Raw genomic sequence first — 19,187 nt, 5'->3', positions numbered from 1 at the left:
CTCACCACCAGCCAAGGTTTAATATCACTCCGGGTAAGGTTTGCCTGTCTGGGCATTCTGCTGGTGGGCATCTTACCGCCGTTCACCGTGGTCATCCGTTAGTCTCCCATGCGATGCCAATCAGTGCGTTGGTGGATCTGGAGCCTATCAGTTTGAGCTGGTTGAATGACAACCTGGCGCTTACACCAAAAGAGATCCGTGACTATAGCCCGATTCATTCTGTCAGTGTGGGTGTACCCGTTGCTGTGCAGGTCGGTGCGGAGGAGTTACCCGAATTGATTCGCCATTCGCAGGAGTATGCTGAAGCGTTGGCACAATGTGGCAACCCGGTGATGTACCAGCGTGTCGCCGGGTGTAACCATTTCTCTTTACTGAATGAGTTTCAACCGGGGGGCAAACTGTTGCAGGCATTGCGGGATTTACTGGTTCAGTAATCTGTAAGTGGGTTTATTAAGAAGAGGGAGTTATCTGCTCCTTGGACTGCTGACCAAGTCAGATATTAGGGAGAGCGTGCCGAAGGGGTCGTAGCGGCGCAAGCCGCCGGAGCGCCCCTCGGTGCGCTAGGCCCGGGTATCTCGGGTTAAAAGACTGTTTTGTCATCAATCTCAGGGGGCTTATCTGTAGCAGCCCCTATCTTGTTCAGGTTACTATCACAGAGTGATATTCTGCGGGCCGAGTTTGTCTATCAGCGCCTCGATATCCACTTCATCCACTTTATCCGCCTGTAAATAGGCCACGCCGTAAGCACGCCAAACGCCAGACTGCAGGAACAGAATAAACAGTTCACGATCCAGATGATTGTCATTCACCATGGATGTCATGATCTTCAGCGCTTCTGACAGCATTTTCCCTGGTTTATAAGGACGATCGGCGGCGGTCAGCGCTTCAAAGACATCGGCAATCGCCATCATCCTGACCGGAATGCTCATTTGCTGGTAGTTCAACTGATAAGGATAGCCTTTACCATCCATGCGTTCGTGGTGGCCACCGGCAATGATTGCTACATTCGCCATCGTACGCGGGAACGGAAGCCTGTTGAGCATAATGATCGTCTGCATAATATGCTCATTGATCTTATAACGCTCCTCGTCATTGAGCGTGCCACGGCGAATCGAGAGGTTATAAACTTCGCCGTAGTTATAGAGATAGGTGGGTTCCTTGAGCTTGAATTGGAAACTTTCCGGCAGATGGTTTTTTGCATCCCGGTAGATGATATGTTCTTCTTTGTCCGCCAGCATGGCTTCCTGTACCGGCAGATCACGCGCTGGCTGGCGGGTTTTACGCGCCCATTCGGCCTGCGAAACGCCAGCGCTATCGTCCAGGGTTCGGGTCCATTGATAGTTGGCAATCTGCCGAATGCGGGCGAGCGCATCGTCAGACAGGAACTCACCGCCGACATTACATTGGGCGATAAAATAGAAATCCTCATCCAACTGGCGCAGTTCTTCTGCCAGTTGCTGCTCACCCGCCGTGTCTTGGTTGCCCTGAAGCTGGTTGCGTAAATACAGGATCTCTTTTTCTCTTTTCAATACTTCAAAACGCATGCGTACTTCGTGAATACGATCGTAAATAAGCTCCAGCTTGGTGGCTTTATCCACCACAAATTCCGGCGTGGTGATCTTGCCGCAATCATGTAACCAGCAGGCGATGTGTAACTCTTCCCACTCGTTTTCCGACAGCGTGAAATCGGCGAATGGGCCGTCTTGTACTTCGACGGCGGCTTCTGCCAACATTTTGGTAATTTCTGGCACCCGTTGGCAATGCCCACCGGTATAGGCGCTTTTGGCGTCGATCGCCCCGGCGATCAGCTCAATAAAGGCATTCAGCAGGTTTTTTTGCTCTTGCAGTAAATACTGCGTTTCTATCGCTACGGACAAACTGCCAACCAGCGCGTTGACCAACTGTATTTTATCGCTCTTGCGTTTAGGGCTTAATTCGGCGGTGTTGAACAGCAGCAAGAACCCCAACAACTCTTCGTCATGCGTTTGCATCGGAACGGCAATATAGTGCAATGGAAGAGAGGCTTGGAAAAACTCACGCAGCGGCGCGGGAATATGTTGATTGTCAAATACCCCGGCAACCGACTGGCTTTCCCGTATCTGCCAAAATGTGGCGAAGTTATCCGGTTCGAAGCGTATTGCACCAATCTCTGATATTGGGATGTCTTGGTCATTCCAATGGAAAGCGATAGGGGTAAATATCTCTTTATTCTTATCAGCGAGGAAAATGACGCCACCGTTCATGGCGGCAATATCCGCAGTTTCATTCAACAATCCCTGCATTTGCTGAGGGAAATTGTCTTTGGCAGACAAGATACTGCCCATTGAGATAAATTGTTTCAGCGTCTGCTTCATTTTGGACATGGCGTGATGCAGATCGTCAATCTCTTCAATAATCGAGTGCTCAACTGCACGATCGTCAAACGTCAGAGTGCTGATAGCTTCGGCATCTTGCCGTAAACGAATCAGCGGCCTGGAAATGCGTAACGAGAAATACCAAACCACAGGCAAGCTGAATAACAACAGAATAAAAGCGACCAGCGTTGAACGGTTGCGAATGGAGTTGGCACCAGCGGTGAGATAACTGGAGGGCGTTGCAATCGCCAGATGATAGTGGTGAACGTTGTTTTTGATATTGAGCACGGCACCGAACCAGTCTTGTCCCTGTGCTTTAAACTGAAAACTGCTGTTGTCGCTACCCGCGACGTTATCATCATGAAAAGCCAGCAACGTTTTTAATACCGGGATGCGCTCAATCTGGTTAAAACCGTTTTTATCTTTTGTCTGCTCGTTGTTGAGCGGTGGTTGGCTGGCAATAATTTCATTGTCGAAATTGATGATGGCCGATTGGCTGCCAGGGGGGAGATTCTGCCGTTGCAAAAATTGCGACAATGAAGCCAAAGAAACATCCAGGCCGACAACCACCTGTTGGTTGTCGGCCCTGCGGCTGTAAGTGAAGCCGGTCTCTCCGGTGACTTTAAAGATATAAGTTGGCGAGGTCACCAGATCGGGTTGCTTTAGTGCCTGTATATACCAGCCACGGGTGCGCGGATCGTAGGGTGTTTCATCCACGGTTTTTACTGCCAGCACTTTTTGAGCAGCGTCGAGATAAACCAGCCGCTTTTCCGGCTGAGTTGCCAAAAAGCGATTGCTTTGCACTATCCATTGCCCATGTTCTGGCACCTTAAAAAACTCACGATTCGCCGCTGTGACGCGTCGCAGCATAAAAAAATCCCCATTGGGATAAGCCACGTATATTGAACTGGCGTAGTCGTTTTGTTTCAGGATCTCCACAAATTTGCCCACGGAAGCCATTCTTTGTTCAAGCGTAAGGGCTTCGGTAATGGGCATATCCGTCAGGATGTTAACCGACATCATCATGGTTCGCGTCACCGCATCCAATTCAGCGGCAATCGCCTCACCGGTTTTTTGATACTGCCGGTGGGTGCTGATCTCGGTTAATCTGGTCAATTGACTATGGCTGAAAATAACAATCGCGCTGCCGATGGAAACGATCAGCAGCATAAAAAGCGCAGCAATCTGGATATGTAGAGGGAAACGCTTTTTTAGCATGGACAAATGACCCTGCATAGGAACAACCTTGAATAAATGTTTTCCAATTGCTCTAAGCATAGACGACGGATAGCAGGCCGATAGAGTTTGCAGACTAACGTGTGTCCTCCCTGCGGCTTAACTCCCCATAATCCCTCCACTTATCTGAGTAATTTTGCATAATTTTTTGCAGTACGCTTTTTTCATGCGAAATGTCATGGAACGTAATCAATTATAACCATTAAATTTACATGGTTATAACCCTGAAGATACCTGCCTACGCCAGCGATACAAAAGGTCATAACGCTATACCCGTCATGCTTCAAGGTGCTTGGCTGCGCGCTGTCGCCTACAAGCAACCCGAATTATGTGGGTATAACTCTTTAGTGATGTCTTTTTGGCCAAATTGTTCGGAAAGGATACTATGAATCAATTTATCGTTGCAGAATCAGAGGCTTGTATTGGCTGCCGAAGCTGCGAAGTGGCATGTGTGACAGCTCATCATCATGGGGATTATCCCAGCCAGCGGGAGTATTTCACTCCAAGGGTGAAGGTGATCCAAGGGCCTAATGCCAATACGGCGGTGTTTTGTCATCATTGCGAAAATGCCCCTTGTGCCAATGTTTGCCCGACCGGGGCGATTGTACAAGATCATGACAGTATTCAGGTCAGCCAGGAAAAGTGCATCGGTTGCAAAGCCTGCGCCGTGGCTTGCCCGTTCGGTATGATGACGGTGGTAACCGAAACCGTACAGCCTGCCAACCATCGTCTGGCGGACAGTTATCAGAAGACAGAAGCCCAGAAATGCGATCTGTGTAACGAGCTTAACCAAGAGCCTGCGTGCGTGCGCGCTTGCCCGACTCACGCGCTGAGCCTGGTTGATCGTAAAACCTTGGTTGAACAGCAGAGGCAAAAGCGCCAGCGCACGGCGGCGCGCGATCTGCAGAGCCAACTGTTTGGCAGCGTGAGCCAGCAGAAAGCCGTGGTAAACCGCCAGGCACAACCCAAGCCGGTGCGTAATCTGCTGCAACAACCCCGAGCGCCAAGGCTGGAAGCCAGCAAGATCCCACTTGAATTACGCAAAACCACCTTTGCAGAAATCTATCGGCCATTCAATGAACAGCAAATTCACCAGCAGGCGGAGCGCTGCCTGAACTGCGGTAAGCAAAGCATTTGCTCCTGGACCTGTCCGCTGCATAACCAGATCCCGCAATGGATCAAGCTGGCCGATCAGGGGCGGATTTGGGAGGCCGCAGAACTGTCGCACCAGACCAGCAGCCTGCCAGAAGTGTGTGGCCGGGTTTGCCCGCAAGATCGTTTGTGCGAGCAATCCTGCACCCTGAACGGCCACGGTGGCGCGGTCACGATCGGTAATATTGAGCGATATATTACCGAAACCGCCTTTGCGATGGGCTGGCGGCCAGACATGTCGGCGGTCAAGAGCAGTGGCAAGCGTGTGGCGATCATCGGTGCGGGCCCGGCAGGGCTGGGTTGTGCCGACATTCTGGTGCGTAACGGCATTAAACCGGTGGTGTTTGATCGTTATCCAGAAATCGGCGGCCTGCTGACCTTCGGCATTCCGGCGTTCAAACTGGAAAAAGACGTGATGGCCAGAAGGCGTGAAATCTTCACTGATATGGGGGTGGAGTTCCGGCTGAATACCGAGATTGGCAAAGATATCTCAATGGAAGCCCTGCTGAATGAATATGACGCGCTATTCCTGGGGGTCGGAACCTATAAATCCATGACTTCAGGTTTGGAAAATGAGGATGCGCAACAGGTTTATGCCGCGTTGCCATTCCTGATAGCCAATACCCAGCATCTGATGGGCTACCCCGATAACCCGAAAAGCCCGTACATCAGCATGGCAGGCAAGCGGGTGATCGTGCTGGGTGGAGGGGATACTGCGATGGACTGTGTGCGCACGTCGCTGCGCCAGGGCGCGACGCAGGCGATTTGTGCTTATCGCCGGGATGAAAAGAGCATGCCAGGTTCCAAGCGGGAAGTGAAAAATGCCCGGGAAGAGGGCGCTGAATTCATGTTCAACCTGCAGCCGTTGGGGATAGTACTGGATAGCGAGGGTAACGTGAGCGGCATCAGGATGCAGCGTACCGAGATGGGAGCTGCCGACAGCCAAGGGCGGCGGCAGGCCGTGGTGGTGGCGGATTCTGAACACATTGTGCCTGCGGATGCAGTGATCATGGCCTTTGGTTTTAGCCCGCACCGGATGAGTTGGCTGGCCGAACACAATGTGGTGCTGGATCGCCAAGGACGGGTGGTTGCGCCTACCGTGGCGGGTTATCCCTATCAGACCAGCAACCGTAAGATTTTTGCCGGTGGCGATATTGTGCGCGGGGCCGATCTGATCGTGACTGCCATCGCGGAAGGACGCAAAGCCGCAGAAAGCATTGCCTATTATCTCGATGTTTTATAACGCGGCCTAAGGAGAAGCGTAATGAATCAATTTGTTATCGCCGACATGCAGCAGTGCATCGGTTGCCGCACTTGCGAGATCGCCTGTGCCATGGCGCACCTGGGTGACAACCCCCAGCCACTCACGCCGGAAAATTTTAATCCACGCCTGAAAGTGATGAAAACCTTCAGCGTCAGCGCACCGATGCTGTGCCGCCAGTGCGAGAATGCCCCTTGCCTGAATGCCTGCCCGAACGAAGCGATCTATAACCATAACGGCAGTGTGCAAGTGATGCAGTCGCGTTGCATCGGTTGCAAGAGCTGCATGGTGGTATGTCCTTATGGTGCGATGGAAGTGGTGGTGAATCACAGCAGCCGTGATAGCCGCACACAAAGCCAGGCGCAAGCCAACAAATGCGATCTCTGCGATGGGCGCAGCGCTGGCCCGGCCTGCATTGAGGTTTGCCCGACAGCGGCGTTGAAGCTGATAAGGCCCGCCGATCTGCAAGCGATGCAGCGGGAAAGGCAACAGCGTGCAGCACTCGGCGCGACGCCGAATCTGTTGCAATAACCATCGTACAGGGAGAAGAACAATGGAAAAAATCACGACGGTTTGCCCGTACTGCGGCTCTGGCTGCAAACTGAATCTGCTGGTAGAAAATGGCAAAATTATCAGTGCTCAACCGGCCAATGGCGTTACCAACCAGGGCGAACTGTGCCTGAAAGGCTATTACGGCTGGGATTTCTTGCAGGATACTAAACTGCTGACCCCGCGCCTTACTGCTCCGTTGATCCGTCGCCAGCGCGGCGGCGCATTTGAAGAAGTCAGTTGGGATGAGGCTATCCGTTACGTCAGCGAAAAGCTGTCTGCGATAAAACAGCAGCATGGTGCGGATGCGATCATGATGACCGGTTCCTCGCGCGGCCCAGGCAACGAAGCCAACTATGTGATGCAGAAATTTGCCCGTGCGGTGATCGGCACCAATAATGTCGATTGCTGTGCCCGCCTGTGCCATGGCCCGTCGGTGGCGGGGCTGCAGCAGACGTTGGGCAATGGGGCGATGAGCAACTCCATCAATGAGTTGGAAAATACCGAATGCCTGCTGATCTTCGGCTATAACGCGGCGGATTCGCACCCGATTGTGGCGCGGCGCATCCTGAAAGCGAAGGCTAAAGGGGCCAAAGTGATCGTCTGCGATCCACGTTATATCGAAACCGCGCGTATCGCCGACCAGTGGCTACCGCTGAAAAACGGTAGCAACATGGCATTGGTGAATGCTTTTATTCACGTCTTGATCGAAGAAGGCTTGTACAACAAAAGCTATGTCGAATCCTATACCGAAGGTTTCGAGCAACTGCGCCAGACGGTAGCAAAATATACGCCAGAATACGTCGCCAATATTACTGGCTTAACGGCGCAGCAGATCCGCGAGGCCATCAGAACCTATGCGGCGGCGCCGACCGCCACCATTCTTTGGGGCATGGGTGTAACCCAGTGGGGGCAGGCGGTAGATGTGGTCAAAGGGCTATCTTCACTGGCGCTGTTGACCGGCAACCTGGGGCGGCCCAACGTTGGCGTGGGCCCGGTGCGTGGCCAGAATAACGTGCAGGGGGCTTGCGATATGGGCGTATTGCCCAATACCTTCCCGGGTTACGAGAAGGTCAGCGACGCGGCGGCCAGCGCCAAATTTGCCAAAGCCTGGGGGGTTGACCGCCTGCCGATGGAGATTGGCTATGCCATTACCGATGTGCCGCACAAAGTGGCCGAAGGCAAGTTGAAAGCCTATTACATCTTTGGTGAAGATCCGATCCAGACTGAGCCGGACTTGGCGGCGATGCGTAGTGCGTTTGAACAGTTGGAACTGGTGATTGTGCAGGACATTTTTATGACCAAAACGGCTTATATGGCCGATGTGGTTCTGCCAGCTACCTCGTGGGGCGAACACGAGGGGGTTTATACCTGTGCCGATCGCGGTTTCCAGCGCTTTAGCAAGGCGATTGAGCCAGTTGGCGATGTGAAACCCGACTGGGAGATCGTCAGCCTGTTGGCCAGTGCGATGGGTTACCCGATGTCGTATCACGACACCAAGGAAATCTGGGATGAGTTGCGCCAGTTATGCCCCAATTTCTATGGAGCGACCTATGAAAAAATGGCTGGCTTGGGTTATGTGGCTTGGCCCTGCCCGAGCGAGGATCACCCGGGCACCCCTTATCTGTACCAAGGCAATAAATTCAGTACGCCGACGGGCAAAGGCTACTTGTGCAGTGCCGAATGGGTCCCGCCACATGAGAAAACGGACCAAGCCTATCCGCTGGCGCTGTGCACGGTGCGCGAAGTGGGCCACTACAGTTGCCGTTCGATGACGGGTAACTGTTCGGCGCTACAGACGTTGGCAGACGAGCCGGGTTATGTGCAGATCCACCCTGATGACGCCACTCCACAGGGGATTGCAGATCAGGCATTGGTGTGGATCGCTTCACGCCGTGGGAAGGTGATGGCCCGTGCCGAAGTCTCTGAGCGGGTGAATGCCGGTGCGGTCTACATGACCTATCAATGGTGGATTGGTGCCTGCAACGAGCTGACGTTGGATCATGTTGATCCGGTATCCAAGACGCCAGAGTTCAAACACTGTGCGGTGCGGGTGGATACGATTGCCGATCAGGCTTGGGCGGAAGCTGAGGTGCAGCAACAATACAGCGCCCTGAAAAAGCAACTGCGGGAGGCGGCGCCGAGCGCCTGATAGTTTGTTGGGCCACCACGCCTGACGTGTGGTGGCCAGACGCTAACGGTGATTAGCGGCACGATCAATCTTTAATAGTTTCACCCTGCGATACCCCAAATAATTCGGTCAACGCTCAAGCAACTTGAGACATAAAGGGGATAAAAGATCGCCTCAGGTATTCCGGTCACTTCACGTAATTAGGGGGAGTGAGTTTTTACAAAGTCAGCGTGTTATTTTTGTCAGTAGCGAGTTTGCTAAATAAGTCACCTCAATCGTTTCCCCTGAAAATATCTCCTCTCGTGCCTTTAAAAAACCGTTCTCGCGTAAATATTGAACTTACCGCATATTTTTCACGCTGTAATAGATAATTAATTATTATTAATGATTAATGTATAATCATTTGTTTTATGAATGTGTTCATATCAAATAATCAACTTAATGTATTTGTAATTGTGTATATATCATTGATTTTTAATTAGTATTTATTTTTTTAGGTGGCGAAAAAATACCTGGAATAACCATGGCGTTAATTTATAAGGAATATCCTAATTTTGAGTGTAATTCTTATACAGCTCGATAAGTATTGTGACCGATGACAAGAATATTAAATTCTTTTTTGTTTTATTTTATGGAATTTATTATTTTGCCTGCTTGGGATGACAATGAGGAAATACAATGAAAAAAATCAGAATTACAGCCATTGCAGCATGCTTTGCTGGACTTTCAGCCACCAGTGGTTACGCACAGATGACGGTCAATCAGCAAGAAACTTTGTGGGCCGCACCTAAGGAAAATGCTGAGCGTATTGTTTCACAAATGAGTACCAGAGAAAAAATAGGCCAGATCCTGATGCTGGACGTGCGTAACTGGGGCAAGAATGCGGCGGGCGAACCTGAGAATGTGACGGTTCTTCCTGCGGAACTCGCCAAAGTGGTCACGGATTATCGTTTAGGCTCGGTGATCCTGTTTCGTGAAAACTTTATCAATACTCCACAGAGTTATCAGTTGATACAGGATTTGCAAAAAGCCAGCTATCAACTGCCGTTGCTGATCAGCACCGATCAGGAAGGGGGCTATGTGACCCGCTTGCGCGAGGGGACAGAAATGCCAGGTAATATGGCGCTGTCTGCAACCCGCAATGAAAGCATGGCGCAAGGCGTTGGCGAAGTGCATGGTGCGGAACTCAATGCGTTAGGCGTTCACATCAACTTTGCGCCAGTGTTGGATGTTAACACCAATCAAAACAACCCGGTGATCGGTGTACGTTCGTTTGGCAGCAATATTGATTTGGTCAACGGTATGTCAGCCTCTTATATCAAAGGGTTGCATCAGAACTCAGTATTGGCGACTGCGAAGCATTTTCCAGGGCATGGCAACGTAGCCACAGATTCACACTTTGGTTTACCGCAGGTTTCTTATTCTGAAAAGGAATGGCGGCAAACGGATCTGGTGCCTTTCAAAAATGCCGTTGAGAATGGTCTTGATGCCGTGCTGACTGCGCATATTATCGTGCCAGCGCTGGATGATACCAAAGTGATCTCCAAAAAAGACGGGACCGAGATTGGCCTGCCTGCGACGTTATCCAAGAAAATCATCAGCGGTATTTTGCGTGATGAGCTGAAGTTCAAAGGATTGGTGTTTACCGATGCTATGGATATGGGGGCGATTGCCGATAACTTTGGTGCGTCTGAAGCGACCGAAATGGCGTTGATGGCGGGAAGCGATGTTATCGTTATGCCTGTACATATCTGGGATCAGCAGGGTATTGAGCAACTGGAAAATCTCTATCGCTATCTTGAAACTGAAAGCCAGAAAAAGCCTGAACTTGCCGCACGTTTACAGCAGGCAGCAACACAGGTGGTTGAGACTAAACTGGCCAAGAAAGTAACGCCTTATAGCCCGCATAGCCTGGATTACGCCAAATCCGTTGTAGCATCACCAGAACATAAGCGTTTTGAAAAGCAGGTTGCTGAAAATGCTATTACATTGATCAAGAATGAGCGTTTGTTACCTTATCAACTGAAAGCACAAAATAATCTGTTGGTGATCTCTGATGAGAATGCCCGGAACAAGATTATCAGTAATGAGCTGGAGGCTATTGCCAGCGAACTGAAAGGGAAAACAATTACAGTTACCAGCTCCGCGTTCAAACTGGATGAAAAAACGTTGCCAAACGATCTGGCAGCAAAAATTCAGGCTAATGATTTCGTCATCTTGGTTACTTATAATCTGAAAGCTAAAGATACTGCTGCACAACAGGTGATCGATCAGGCAGCGAAAATGAACAAACCCCTGGTGGTGATTGCTTCTCGTAACCCTTACGACATCGCCTATCTGGATAATGTGAAAGCTAACCTGGCTGTTTATGGCATTACGGGTTTTGACGTGACCAACAATAACCGAAACTCTCTGGAAGCGAATATTAAAGCGGGTATCAGAACGCTGTTTAGTACTGGCGAGAATCATTTAGCCTTGAATATGCCAAGAGGTAAGTTACCGGTTGATATCAGAAACCCGCAGGGTGAGATTATCTATCCATTCGGGCATGGTTTAACTTACTGACTTATACCCAAAATAATTCGAGTTGCTTGTAGGCGGCAACTGAGCGAAGCCCCAGGATGGGCCGAGTAACGCAGCCAACACCCAAGCAACTTGAAGTATGACGGGTATATAACCTGTCATTACAGGCTTGAACTTATTCTTAAAATTGGCAAGGTATTATATGAAAAACTATCAGTTAGCATTAGTCTCGCTGGCTCTGTTCGCGCATCCTTTTTCTGCATTGGCCAAAGTTGATGACCAAATTGAAGCTCAACAATTACAGGAGTTACCATGGCAGGTAAATACCAATACATTCCTGGAAGTTGAAGATTTTAGAGGCCATCGTGTCAATGGCGAGCGAGTATTTGATAAGGTTAGCCCGGCTGTTCAGGTAAGTATTAATAAACCTGACTCAAACTGGGGTTACTTTATGGAATATAAAGTCTCTATGCGAAATTATACCACTAACTATGAATCCAGAGAGACCTCTTATAATCGTAACCGTTTACAGTTACAGGCTAACCGTAAACTGTATAAAGGTGATGAAGGCAATCTTAATATCAGCTTTGTCTACAGAAAAGAATCGAATGATGTCCGCTCCGGGCAACCGGCTAAAAACTCATACCATTCATACTGGTTGATTCCAAGTGGTGCTTACAAATTCAACGATCAGCTGTCCTTCGTTTTCTGGGATGCCGGGTACTATTACGACAACACCTTCTCAGGGCCTTATGTTAATGAGTGGGAGTGGGAAAGTGAGCACGGCTTACAATATCGGTTTAACGATAATTTCACCGCTAAGCTGATGTATTATACCGACTGGACCTGGAACAGCAGCGGCACTAAAACCTGGGAGCAGAACCAGATCCGTGGTTACTTCCCGACCAAAATTAATGAAGAATGGAACCTACAGCCTTATTTCCGTTTCTTCCTGAGCGAGAAGAATTATAACCCGCTGACGGGGGAAACAACTAACAGTGCAGATTTAGGTGGGTTAAGACTCGGTCTGATTGTTAACTACAACCTGACTCCTAAAGTCACGTTATGGACCAACATGGCATGGGAGACTACCCATTGGGATAAGTCAAAAAACAGCCAGGTTGTGACCATTACTCACGGGGATAATAACCAACAGGACTTCCGTCTGTATTCCGTTGGCGTCAAATATTCCTGGTAATGCTAACCCCTAAATAATTCGAGTTGCTTGTAGGTGGTCAGCAACGGAGGCCCCAGGAGCATAGCCCACTATGTGACTGGGGCGACGGGGTAAACCAATACTCAAGCAACTTGAAGTATGACGGGTATATGTTATCAACTTGAAAAGGACTCTGAAAATGCATACTAGCTCTCTTTCCATCGCAGCAAAAATGATCGCATTGGTTCTTGCTACTGGAATGCTGTTTGGTTGTGACTCTGGTGTGGCAACAGCTAATAACGGTACTAATACGACTGATACGGGTAGCGGCGATAATAGCAATAGCAATGGTGGCGATACCGACGGTGGTAATACTGACGGCGGTAATACCGATGGTGGTAATACCGATGGCGGCAATACTGACGGTGGTAATACCGATGGCGGCAATACTGACGGTGGTAATACCGATGGTGGCAATACTGACGGCGGCAATACCGACGGTGGCAATACTGACGGTGGTAATACCGATGGTGGCGATACCGATAAGCCGGTGCAAACTTTCTCTCCTTTATATAAATACGTCAAGAATGCTGACGGGACATACGGTTACGATGTTAATATCCCCGTTGATCTTTATAAAGGGGCTAATCAGCTTATCAGTATCCCCGATAATTATATTGCGCCGAAACATGCCTTCAGAAGTGCTTGGGTCGCGACCATCGGCAATCTCAATATGCCATTTGTCAATAGCGAGCAAGCCTTTAAGCAGACCTATTTAGGGATACTGGACCGATTCTCTGCGCTGAATATGAATGCGATGATCTTCCAGATCCGTCCAATGCTGGATGCTTATTATGCCTCCGACATTAACCCTTGGTCGCAGTATCTCAGCGGGCAGCAGGGTAAAGATCCGGGTTATGATCCTCTGACGTGGATGGTTGAACAAACCCATCAGCGCGGTATGGAATATCATGCCTGGTTTAACCCGTACCGGGTGACCAATGCCAAGATCAGCAGCCTGTTAAAAAATAATGCCCAGGGCTTATCTGCCGAAGAGATTTTAGCCTTAAGTACGGAACAGCAGATTAGCTATCTGGTGAGTGCCGGGATCATGTCTGCAGACAATTTTGCGGCGAAAAATCCACAATGGGTATTGAGCTTTGACGAGAAGTTATTCTTAAACCCGGCCATCCCTGAAGTGATTGACCATGTGGCTGATACGGTCGAAGAAGTGGTGCGTAAGTATGATGTTGATGCCATCCATTTCGATGATTATTTTTATCCTTACCGTATTACGGTGAATGGCGTCAATGTGCAGTTTGGCGATAAAGGCGAGGATAGGGCAGCATTTGAAACCTATGGCCTGATTAATAATCAGTACCCTGATACAAAGCAAGGGATCGAAGATTGGCGCCGCGATAATATCACCCGGTTGATCAGCCGCGTTCAGAACGTTATTACCCAACATAATCAGGAGCAGGGTACTGCGGTGCAGTTTGGCATCAGCCCGTTTGGTATTTGGGAACATAAAGGGCGCAATGAGCTGGGTTCTAATACGCCGCTTGGTTCTTCACAGTCATACAGTGGCAGCATTTTTGCCGATACCCGGAAGTGGGTTAAAGAAGAACTGGTTGACTACGTTGTGCCACAGATTTACTGGAGCTTTGATCAGGCAGCGGCACCTTATGGTGAACTGGCTACTTGGTGGAATAATCAGATGGAGGGGTCGCACACGCAGCTTTATATAGGCCATGCCAACTATAAGCATGTTTCTAATGCCTCGTTTGATGCTGCCTGGATGAACCCTGCAGAGATACCTAACCAGATGCGCTATAACCAGGAACTCAGCCATGTTTCCGGTAGTGTTTTCTTCAGCTACAACGATCTGCTGGTTTCCAATGTTGGCGCACTGCCGGTGGCACAGCAGGCGGCTCACGGCGCGAAGAATGCGGCTATCGAGTTGTTGTCGCAGACTTATCTCAGTACGCCGACCTTGCCACCAAGCAAGCCTTGGCTGGACCACAAAGTGACCACGTTGCCTCAGCAGGCTTACTTTGAATCTGGCAGTAAAAATGCCTTTAGCTGGGCGGACACCGCAGACAATGATACGCGCTACTATGTGATCTATCGCGGAACCGGCAAGACCGGGGCGATTTTTGCCGATCCTAAAAATATCATTGCCAAAGTGTGGCGTGGGAAGGATAACACCTTCCGCTATCAGGATAATAATGCGCTTGGTAACGGTTATATCTACCTGATTAGTGCGATCGATGCCGCACAGAATGAGACTGCACCTGTCACGGTGACGGCCAAGTAATAAGGTATTGGTTGAGTTGGATTGGGTGCCGTGAAAGTGGCGGCACCATTAAAACCAAGTCCACGCGATTGCGTGGACTTGGCATTTCACAGTTGTTCGAGCCGTTTTTGAATATCCTGATGACGTCCTTGATCTGCCAATTCTCGGCCTGGGCGTGCCGGAGCCGCCAGCGCTTTCTGCAAATAGCGCTTTGCATCGGCTTTATCGCCTTGTTCTAAAAGGAAATCACCATAAAAATAGTTTGGATCTATGCCGGTGGGGTTCATTTGCAACGCCTGTTTCAGCAGCGACTCGGCCCGCTTTTTATCGCCAAAACCGATAGGCCAGCCGGGAACCTGATAATAAAGGGCACCAAGGCTGGTGTAGGCTGAACCCTCTAACGCATTAGGATCGAGCTTCAGCGCCAGCTCCAATTTCATTTTCGCATCCTTGACCAAGTCTAAAGCGCCCAGCCCCCCTTTTTCACCCGCCCAACTGCTTTTGACGATGGCAGACCAAATCAACAAATCTGCGCGCGCGCCATTGGCAGAACTGGCTTTGTCCGCGATAGAACTGAGCTGTTCCAGACAACTCTCTTTTTGTTTCGTGGGCACCTGATATTGGCAAACTGCCCATTGATTCTGAATATCAGGCAAATCACTCTGAGCATTGGCAGCGGTACAGCCAAGCAGCATAAGCGGCAGCAGCAGTTTTTTCATTGAGGATCCTCTTTTGCAACAGAAGCCTTGGCGTGGCGTGCAATAATATGCCGCTGCTTGGCCAAGGCTTTATCGACAACACCAGGGAAAAGGGCGTTCAGCTTGACAAAAAATCGCTCTGGCCAGCCTAACCAGCGCCGTTTTATTTCTTTGTTAAGCGCAATCACGACCTCTTTGGCAACAAATTCCGCACTGTCACTTTGGGTACCTAACTCTGCATTCATGCTATAAACCGCAGCAGTATTCAGCGCTGTCCGCGTGGCGCGTGGGGCAAAGTAGAGAACCTTGAGGCCTGAACCGCTGAGTTCACGCGCAAGAGCCTCACTAAAACCGCGCAGGGCAAACTTACTCGCGCAATATACGCTGTATCCGGCATAACCAATGCTGCCAAAGCTGGAACCGATATTCATAATGATGCCGGGAGTATTGAGATAAGGCAGCAAGGCTCGGGTGAGCAGGATTGGCGCTTGAATATTCAGCGAGAGTTGCTGAGTTATCTGCTGCTCAGTTTGATCTTCAAGCCAGGCAAAGTGATTGGTTCCGGCATTGTTTATCAGAATATCTATGGGTGGCTGTTGGCTGAGAACGTCTATTTGCTCTGCCAAAGCCACAGGATCACAAAGATCGGCAACCCATATTTGGTGTTTCTCCGGGTTGGGTAACGCATTCTGGAGTTGTTTGAGCGTGGCTTGATTACGCCCCTGTAAAATTATAGAGGCCCCTTGTTTCGCCAACTCGTGGGCGAGCGCTCGCCCAATCCCCCCGCTGGCACCGGTCAGTAAAATACGGCGTTTATCGAGTTTCATTGCGGTTGTTCCAGCAAGCCACGCAGCATGTCACCATAAAGCTGATAAACCACTTTGGCCGAGTGAATAATTGCTGCCCGATCTTCTGCTTTTTCAACCTGATCCATGAGTGAGGCAAAAAAAGCCAGATGCTCTTTGTCCAGCTCACCGTGCGAACTGAGGTAGCTCATGGCTTTTTCTGGTAGGCCCAACCCTTGTTTGAGCTGTTTGGCAACCGTTGTCGCGATCGCTACGCTGGTTCCTTCAAGGACGTGTACCATACCGAAAATCCCCATAGGGTTAAGGCGGGAGACATGGTCGTAGAGAAACGCAATCATCAATTCGATAGCCAGAACCGGTTGACCGTGGCGAACAGCTTCAGCATCACCACCACAGGTTCTGATATCGTTCAGGATCCACTCTTGATGCCCGTACTCTTCATCAATGTATTCCGCGATAGCGCCCCGTACCCATTCATACTCTGAACTCATACGCCCACCAGCCGTCATCAATAGAGGAACGGTATGGCTGACGTGGTAGAAAGCCTGGGTCAGAAAGGCGATATACATTTCGGCATTAATATTGCCATTCCGGCAAGCTTCTATGACGGGAGCTGCGAGGAGTTTTTCTCTGTCCAACGCCGTGTCACGCTGTAGCTGTTGATAAAAACTCATACGATATCTCCTGACGTTAACTGGTTGATACGGGTTTGATATTGGGACAATATTTGCGCCCGCCGTGGGCGCCCATTCGCGGTTAATAAACCGTTTTCGATACTTAACTGCGCCAAAATATAGTGATGAATCTGTGCATAGTCGGGTAACCGACTATTAAGCTGGGCTATCTGCTCTTCGAGACTCTCTTCATAACCGGGTGTGGGGTGGATTAAGGCCACATTGGCGGGCTGCCCATCACCAAAGACGACAATGCGCGCTATGGCCGGGAACAGTTGGGCTTCCGCTTCAACCCATTCTGGCGAAAAGTTGCGGCCAAAAGCGGTAATCTGAACGTTCTTTTTACGGCCAGTGATATGCAGAAAACCCTGGTCATCCACATAGCCTAAATCACCCGTGGCGATACAAGATTCAACGGCGGGCTCGCCTAGATAGCCCAGCATGGCTGCGCCAGAAACGTGGATTTCACCGTCTTCGGCGATGTTTATCTGGCAATGCGGTAACGCTTTTCCTGCCGAACCGGGCAAGGCGTTGCCCGGTGCATTGAGAGCGACAACGGAGCCGCATTCTGACAGTCCATATCCCTCAAAAACCGGCAGCCCTAGCTGATGCGCTTTGGCCACTAACTCTGCGGCTACCTTGCCGCCACCGACGGCAACAAAACGTAAGCTTTTTGCCAGATCGGGATCCATACCACAGAGCATGACCAGCAAACGCAAGAGTTCAGGCACTAACACCAGGCTATGTGGCCGCCATTGCTTAATCGCCTGAGCAAGAACCTGATAAGAGAATTGGCTGGAACCGGTAAAGCCGACTTCCGCCAGGGAAGGTATACGGCTGGATGCACCGCTTAGCAGGGGGACATACAGCCCGGTAATATTTTCGAGTAATGTCGCCAGGGGCAGCAGTGTCAGATGTTGTTGAACCTTTGCCGGTTCTACCCGTTCGGCCAGCGATAGGCTGACCTGCATCAGATGTTCCCAGCTCAGGCAAACCCCTTTGGGACGCCCGGTGGTGCCTGAGGTGTAGGTGATTTTCGCAGTATGTGCCGGTAATTCGGGGACTGATAGCGGTTGCCGACGTTGCAGAGCATGGGCAAAATTGGCCGTGGTTGCCCAACCGGCGCGAGCAGGACCAATCAGGGCATCCGCACCACTGCTTTCAATCAGCCAGTCTTGCTGTTCGGCACTGAAAAAAACGGGCACAGGGATGATAACAATATTGGCTAGGGCGCAGGCCAGATCGATCATGGCCCACTCGAGCCCATTATCCAGAAACAGGGCTAGCCGGGAAACTTGCTCATTTTTGAGTTTCTCAGCCAAAGACGCTGTTGCTTGCAGGAGTTCGGCGTAACTAATAACGCGCTCACTGTCACATAATGCAGGGCGTGCGGGATCGATCAGCGCAATTTGTTTAATACGCTCGAAAAGAATCATAGCTGGATGCTCATCTGTACGGGAAAAATGTCCGGCATTGGGCCAAATAATGAAAGCAACAAACTGGTTTTACTCAGCACTTGGCGGCCTTGATTGAGATCGCCCATCATGACGTAGGGGTGTTGCTGATAATATTTACCCCAGTTTTTGATCTCTTCTCCTACCCGATCAGGCAGAGCAGGGGCCAGCTCAATGGGGTTCAGATGCAGCCGGTGGAAGATATTTCTCAGCTTTTTGGTTCCGGTAAATAACACATAGTCGAGTTGGTTATCGCACAGTAACTGACAGATAGCTGCAAACATGATTCGTGCGTTCCCTGCCTCGGAGCAGGCAAAATTGCCTATCTCCACCAAGCGGTTACGCGATATGTTTTTACCCGTGTGGGTCGCGATGACTGCCTCGATAGGGGCATCCAGATAACGCTCCAAATACAGGGGCTCAAGATCCGCACGGTTCAGACCACAGGCACCTACCAGCTTCCCGTCCGCACGGTACATGCCCAAAAGATAAGGAAGGAAATGAGGAATGGTCGCATTAAACTCCCGGCTGTACTCATTCTGAATATAGTTCTGTAATAACGCCTTCTGGACATTATCCCGAGAGAATAAAAGCTTATAAGGTGCTTGGATGTGTTTGCTCATATTCGCTCCTTCAACGGATAAGAAGAAATATAGCGCTAAAGGCTTAGCAAAGGCTTAAGAAAGGGGAATTGTTACATTCTGAAATTAAAAACTCAGTTCAAGCATTTTTTGTCAGTTTGAATGGGGGATAGAATCACGTGAGAGGTGATGAAAAAAATCCACGCAATTGCGTGGATTTTATGGGGTGTTGGTCAAGATGAGATGCAATGAGATCTCATGAGACAACAGAAGCAACTTTTAGACGTTGATTCGTGATTTTTTATTTATTATATTG

General features: G+C 50.0%; 12 protein-coding genes and 1 pseudogene. 7 read left to right on the top strand and 6 right to left on the bottom strand.

What is annotated here, in order from left to right; translation table 11 throughout:
• Nucleotides 1–434: pseudogene (locus IV04_RS03780) on the top strand (alpha/beta hydrolase); the annotation flags it as partial.
• A 216-nt stretch (nt 435–650) separates the two neighbouring features.
• Here IV04_RS03780 and IV04_RS03775 read toward each other — a convergent pair.
• A complete protein-coding gene (locus IV04_RS03775; protein ID WP_037402977.1) occupies nt 651–3,590 on the bottom strand; it encodes an HD domain-containing phosphohydrolase in 2,940 nt (979 codons plus the stop codon).
• A 385-nt stretch (nt 3,591–3,975) separates the two neighbouring features.
• Here IV04_RS03775 and aegA point away from each other — a divergent pair, with 385 nt between their 5' ends.
• From aegA to IV04_RS24625, 6 genes are all read left to right on the top strand, one after another.
• The gene (gene aegA, locus IV04_RS03770; protein WP_037402976.1) at nt 3,976–5,985 is read left to right on the top strand and encodes a formate-dependent uric acid utilization protein AegA; all 2,010 of its coding nucleotides are present in this window, start codon (nt 3,976–3,978) and stop codon (nt 5,983–5,985) included.
• A gap of 21 nt (nt 5,986–6,006) precedes the next feature.
• The gene (locus IV04_RS03765) at nt 6,007–6,534 is read left to right on the top strand and encodes a 4Fe-4S dicluster domain-containing protein (protein ID WP_037402974.1); all 528 of its coding nucleotides are present in this window, start codon (nt 6,007–6,009) and stop codon (nt 6,532–6,534) included.
• Between the two features lie 22 nt (nt 6,535–6,556).
• Nucleotides 6,557–8,704 (top strand): formate dehydrogenase subunit alpha, encoded by a 2,148-nt coding sequence (gene fdhF / locus IV04_RS03760; RefSeq protein ID WP_037402972.1) that lies wholly within the window; start codon nt 6,557–6,559, stop codon nt 8,702–8,704.
• Between the two features lie 657 nt (nt 8,705–9,361).
• Nucleotides 9,362–11,248 (top strand): glycoside hydrolase family 3 protein, encoded by a 1,887-nt coding sequence (locus IV04_RS03755; RefSeq protein ID WP_037402970.1) that lies wholly within the window; start codon nt 9,362–9,364, stop codon nt 11,246–11,248.
• Between the two features lie 160 nt (nt 11,249–11,408).
• Nucleotides 11,409–12,404: an OmpG family monomeric porin gene (locus IV04_RS03750; RefSeq protein WP_037402968.1), complete on the top strand. Its 996-nt coding sequence runs from the start codon at nt 11,409–11,411 to the stop codon at nt 12,402–12,404.
• Between the two features lie 157 nt (nt 12,405–12,561).
• Complete coding sequence (locus IV04_RS24625) at nt 12,562–14,679, top strand: family 10 glycosylhydrolase (RefSeq protein ID WP_081893157.1); 2,118 nt, start codon at nt 12,562–12,564, stop codon at nt 14,677–14,679.
• 86 nt (nt 14,680–14,765) lie between these two features.
• Here the strand turns inward: IV04_RS24625 and IV04_RS03740 are convergent, their stop codons facing one another.
• The 5 genes from IV04_RS03740 to IV04_RS03720 are packed head-to-tail and all read right to left on the bottom strand — an operon-like array spanning nt 14,766 to nt 18,913.
• Nucleotides 14,766–15,377, bottom strand: coding sequence for a TRAP transporter TatT component family protein (locus IV04_RS03740; RefSeq protein WP_231566304.1), 612 nt, complete (start codon nt 15,375–15,377; stop codon nt 14,766–14,768).
• Nucleotides 15,374–16,183: an SDR family oxidoreductase gene (locus IV04_RS03735; protein WP_037402966.1), complete on the bottom strand. Its 810-nt coding sequence runs from the start codon at nt 16,181–16,183 to the stop codon at nt 15,374–15,376. The genes IV04_RS03740 and IV04_RS03735 overlap by 4 nt, the downstream gene beginning before the upstream one ends.
• A complete protein-coding gene (locus IV04_RS03730) occupies nt 16,180–16,836 on the bottom strand; it encodes a TenA family transcriptional regulator (protein WP_037402964.1) in 657 nt (218 codons plus the stop codon). The genes IV04_RS03735 and IV04_RS03730 overlap by 4 nt, the downstream gene beginning before the upstream one ends.
• Nucleotides 16,833–18,272, bottom strand: coding sequence for an AMP-dependent synthetase/ligase (locus IV04_RS03725; RefSeq protein WP_037402961.1), 1,440 nt, complete (start codon nt 18,270–18,272; stop codon nt 16,833–16,835). Before IV04_RS03725 ends, IV04_RS03730 begins: the two co-directional genes overlap by 4 nt.
• Nucleotides 18,269–18,913, bottom strand: coding sequence for a thermostable hemolysin (locus IV04_RS03720; RefSeq protein WP_037402958.1), 645 nt, complete (start codon nt 18,911–18,913; stop codon nt 18,269–18,271). The genes IV04_RS03725 and IV04_RS03720 overlap by 4 nt, the downstream gene beginning before the upstream one ends.
• Nucleotides 18,914–19,187 lie beyond the last annotated feature (274 nt).

Source organism: Serratia sp. Ag1, assembly GCF_000743355.1.
GTDB lineage: Bacteria > Pseudomonadota > Gammaproteobacteria > Enterobacterales > Enterobacteriaceae > Chania.
Note: the sequence above shows the minus strand (reverse complement) of the source record. Positions and strands in the feature narration are given on the sequence as shown.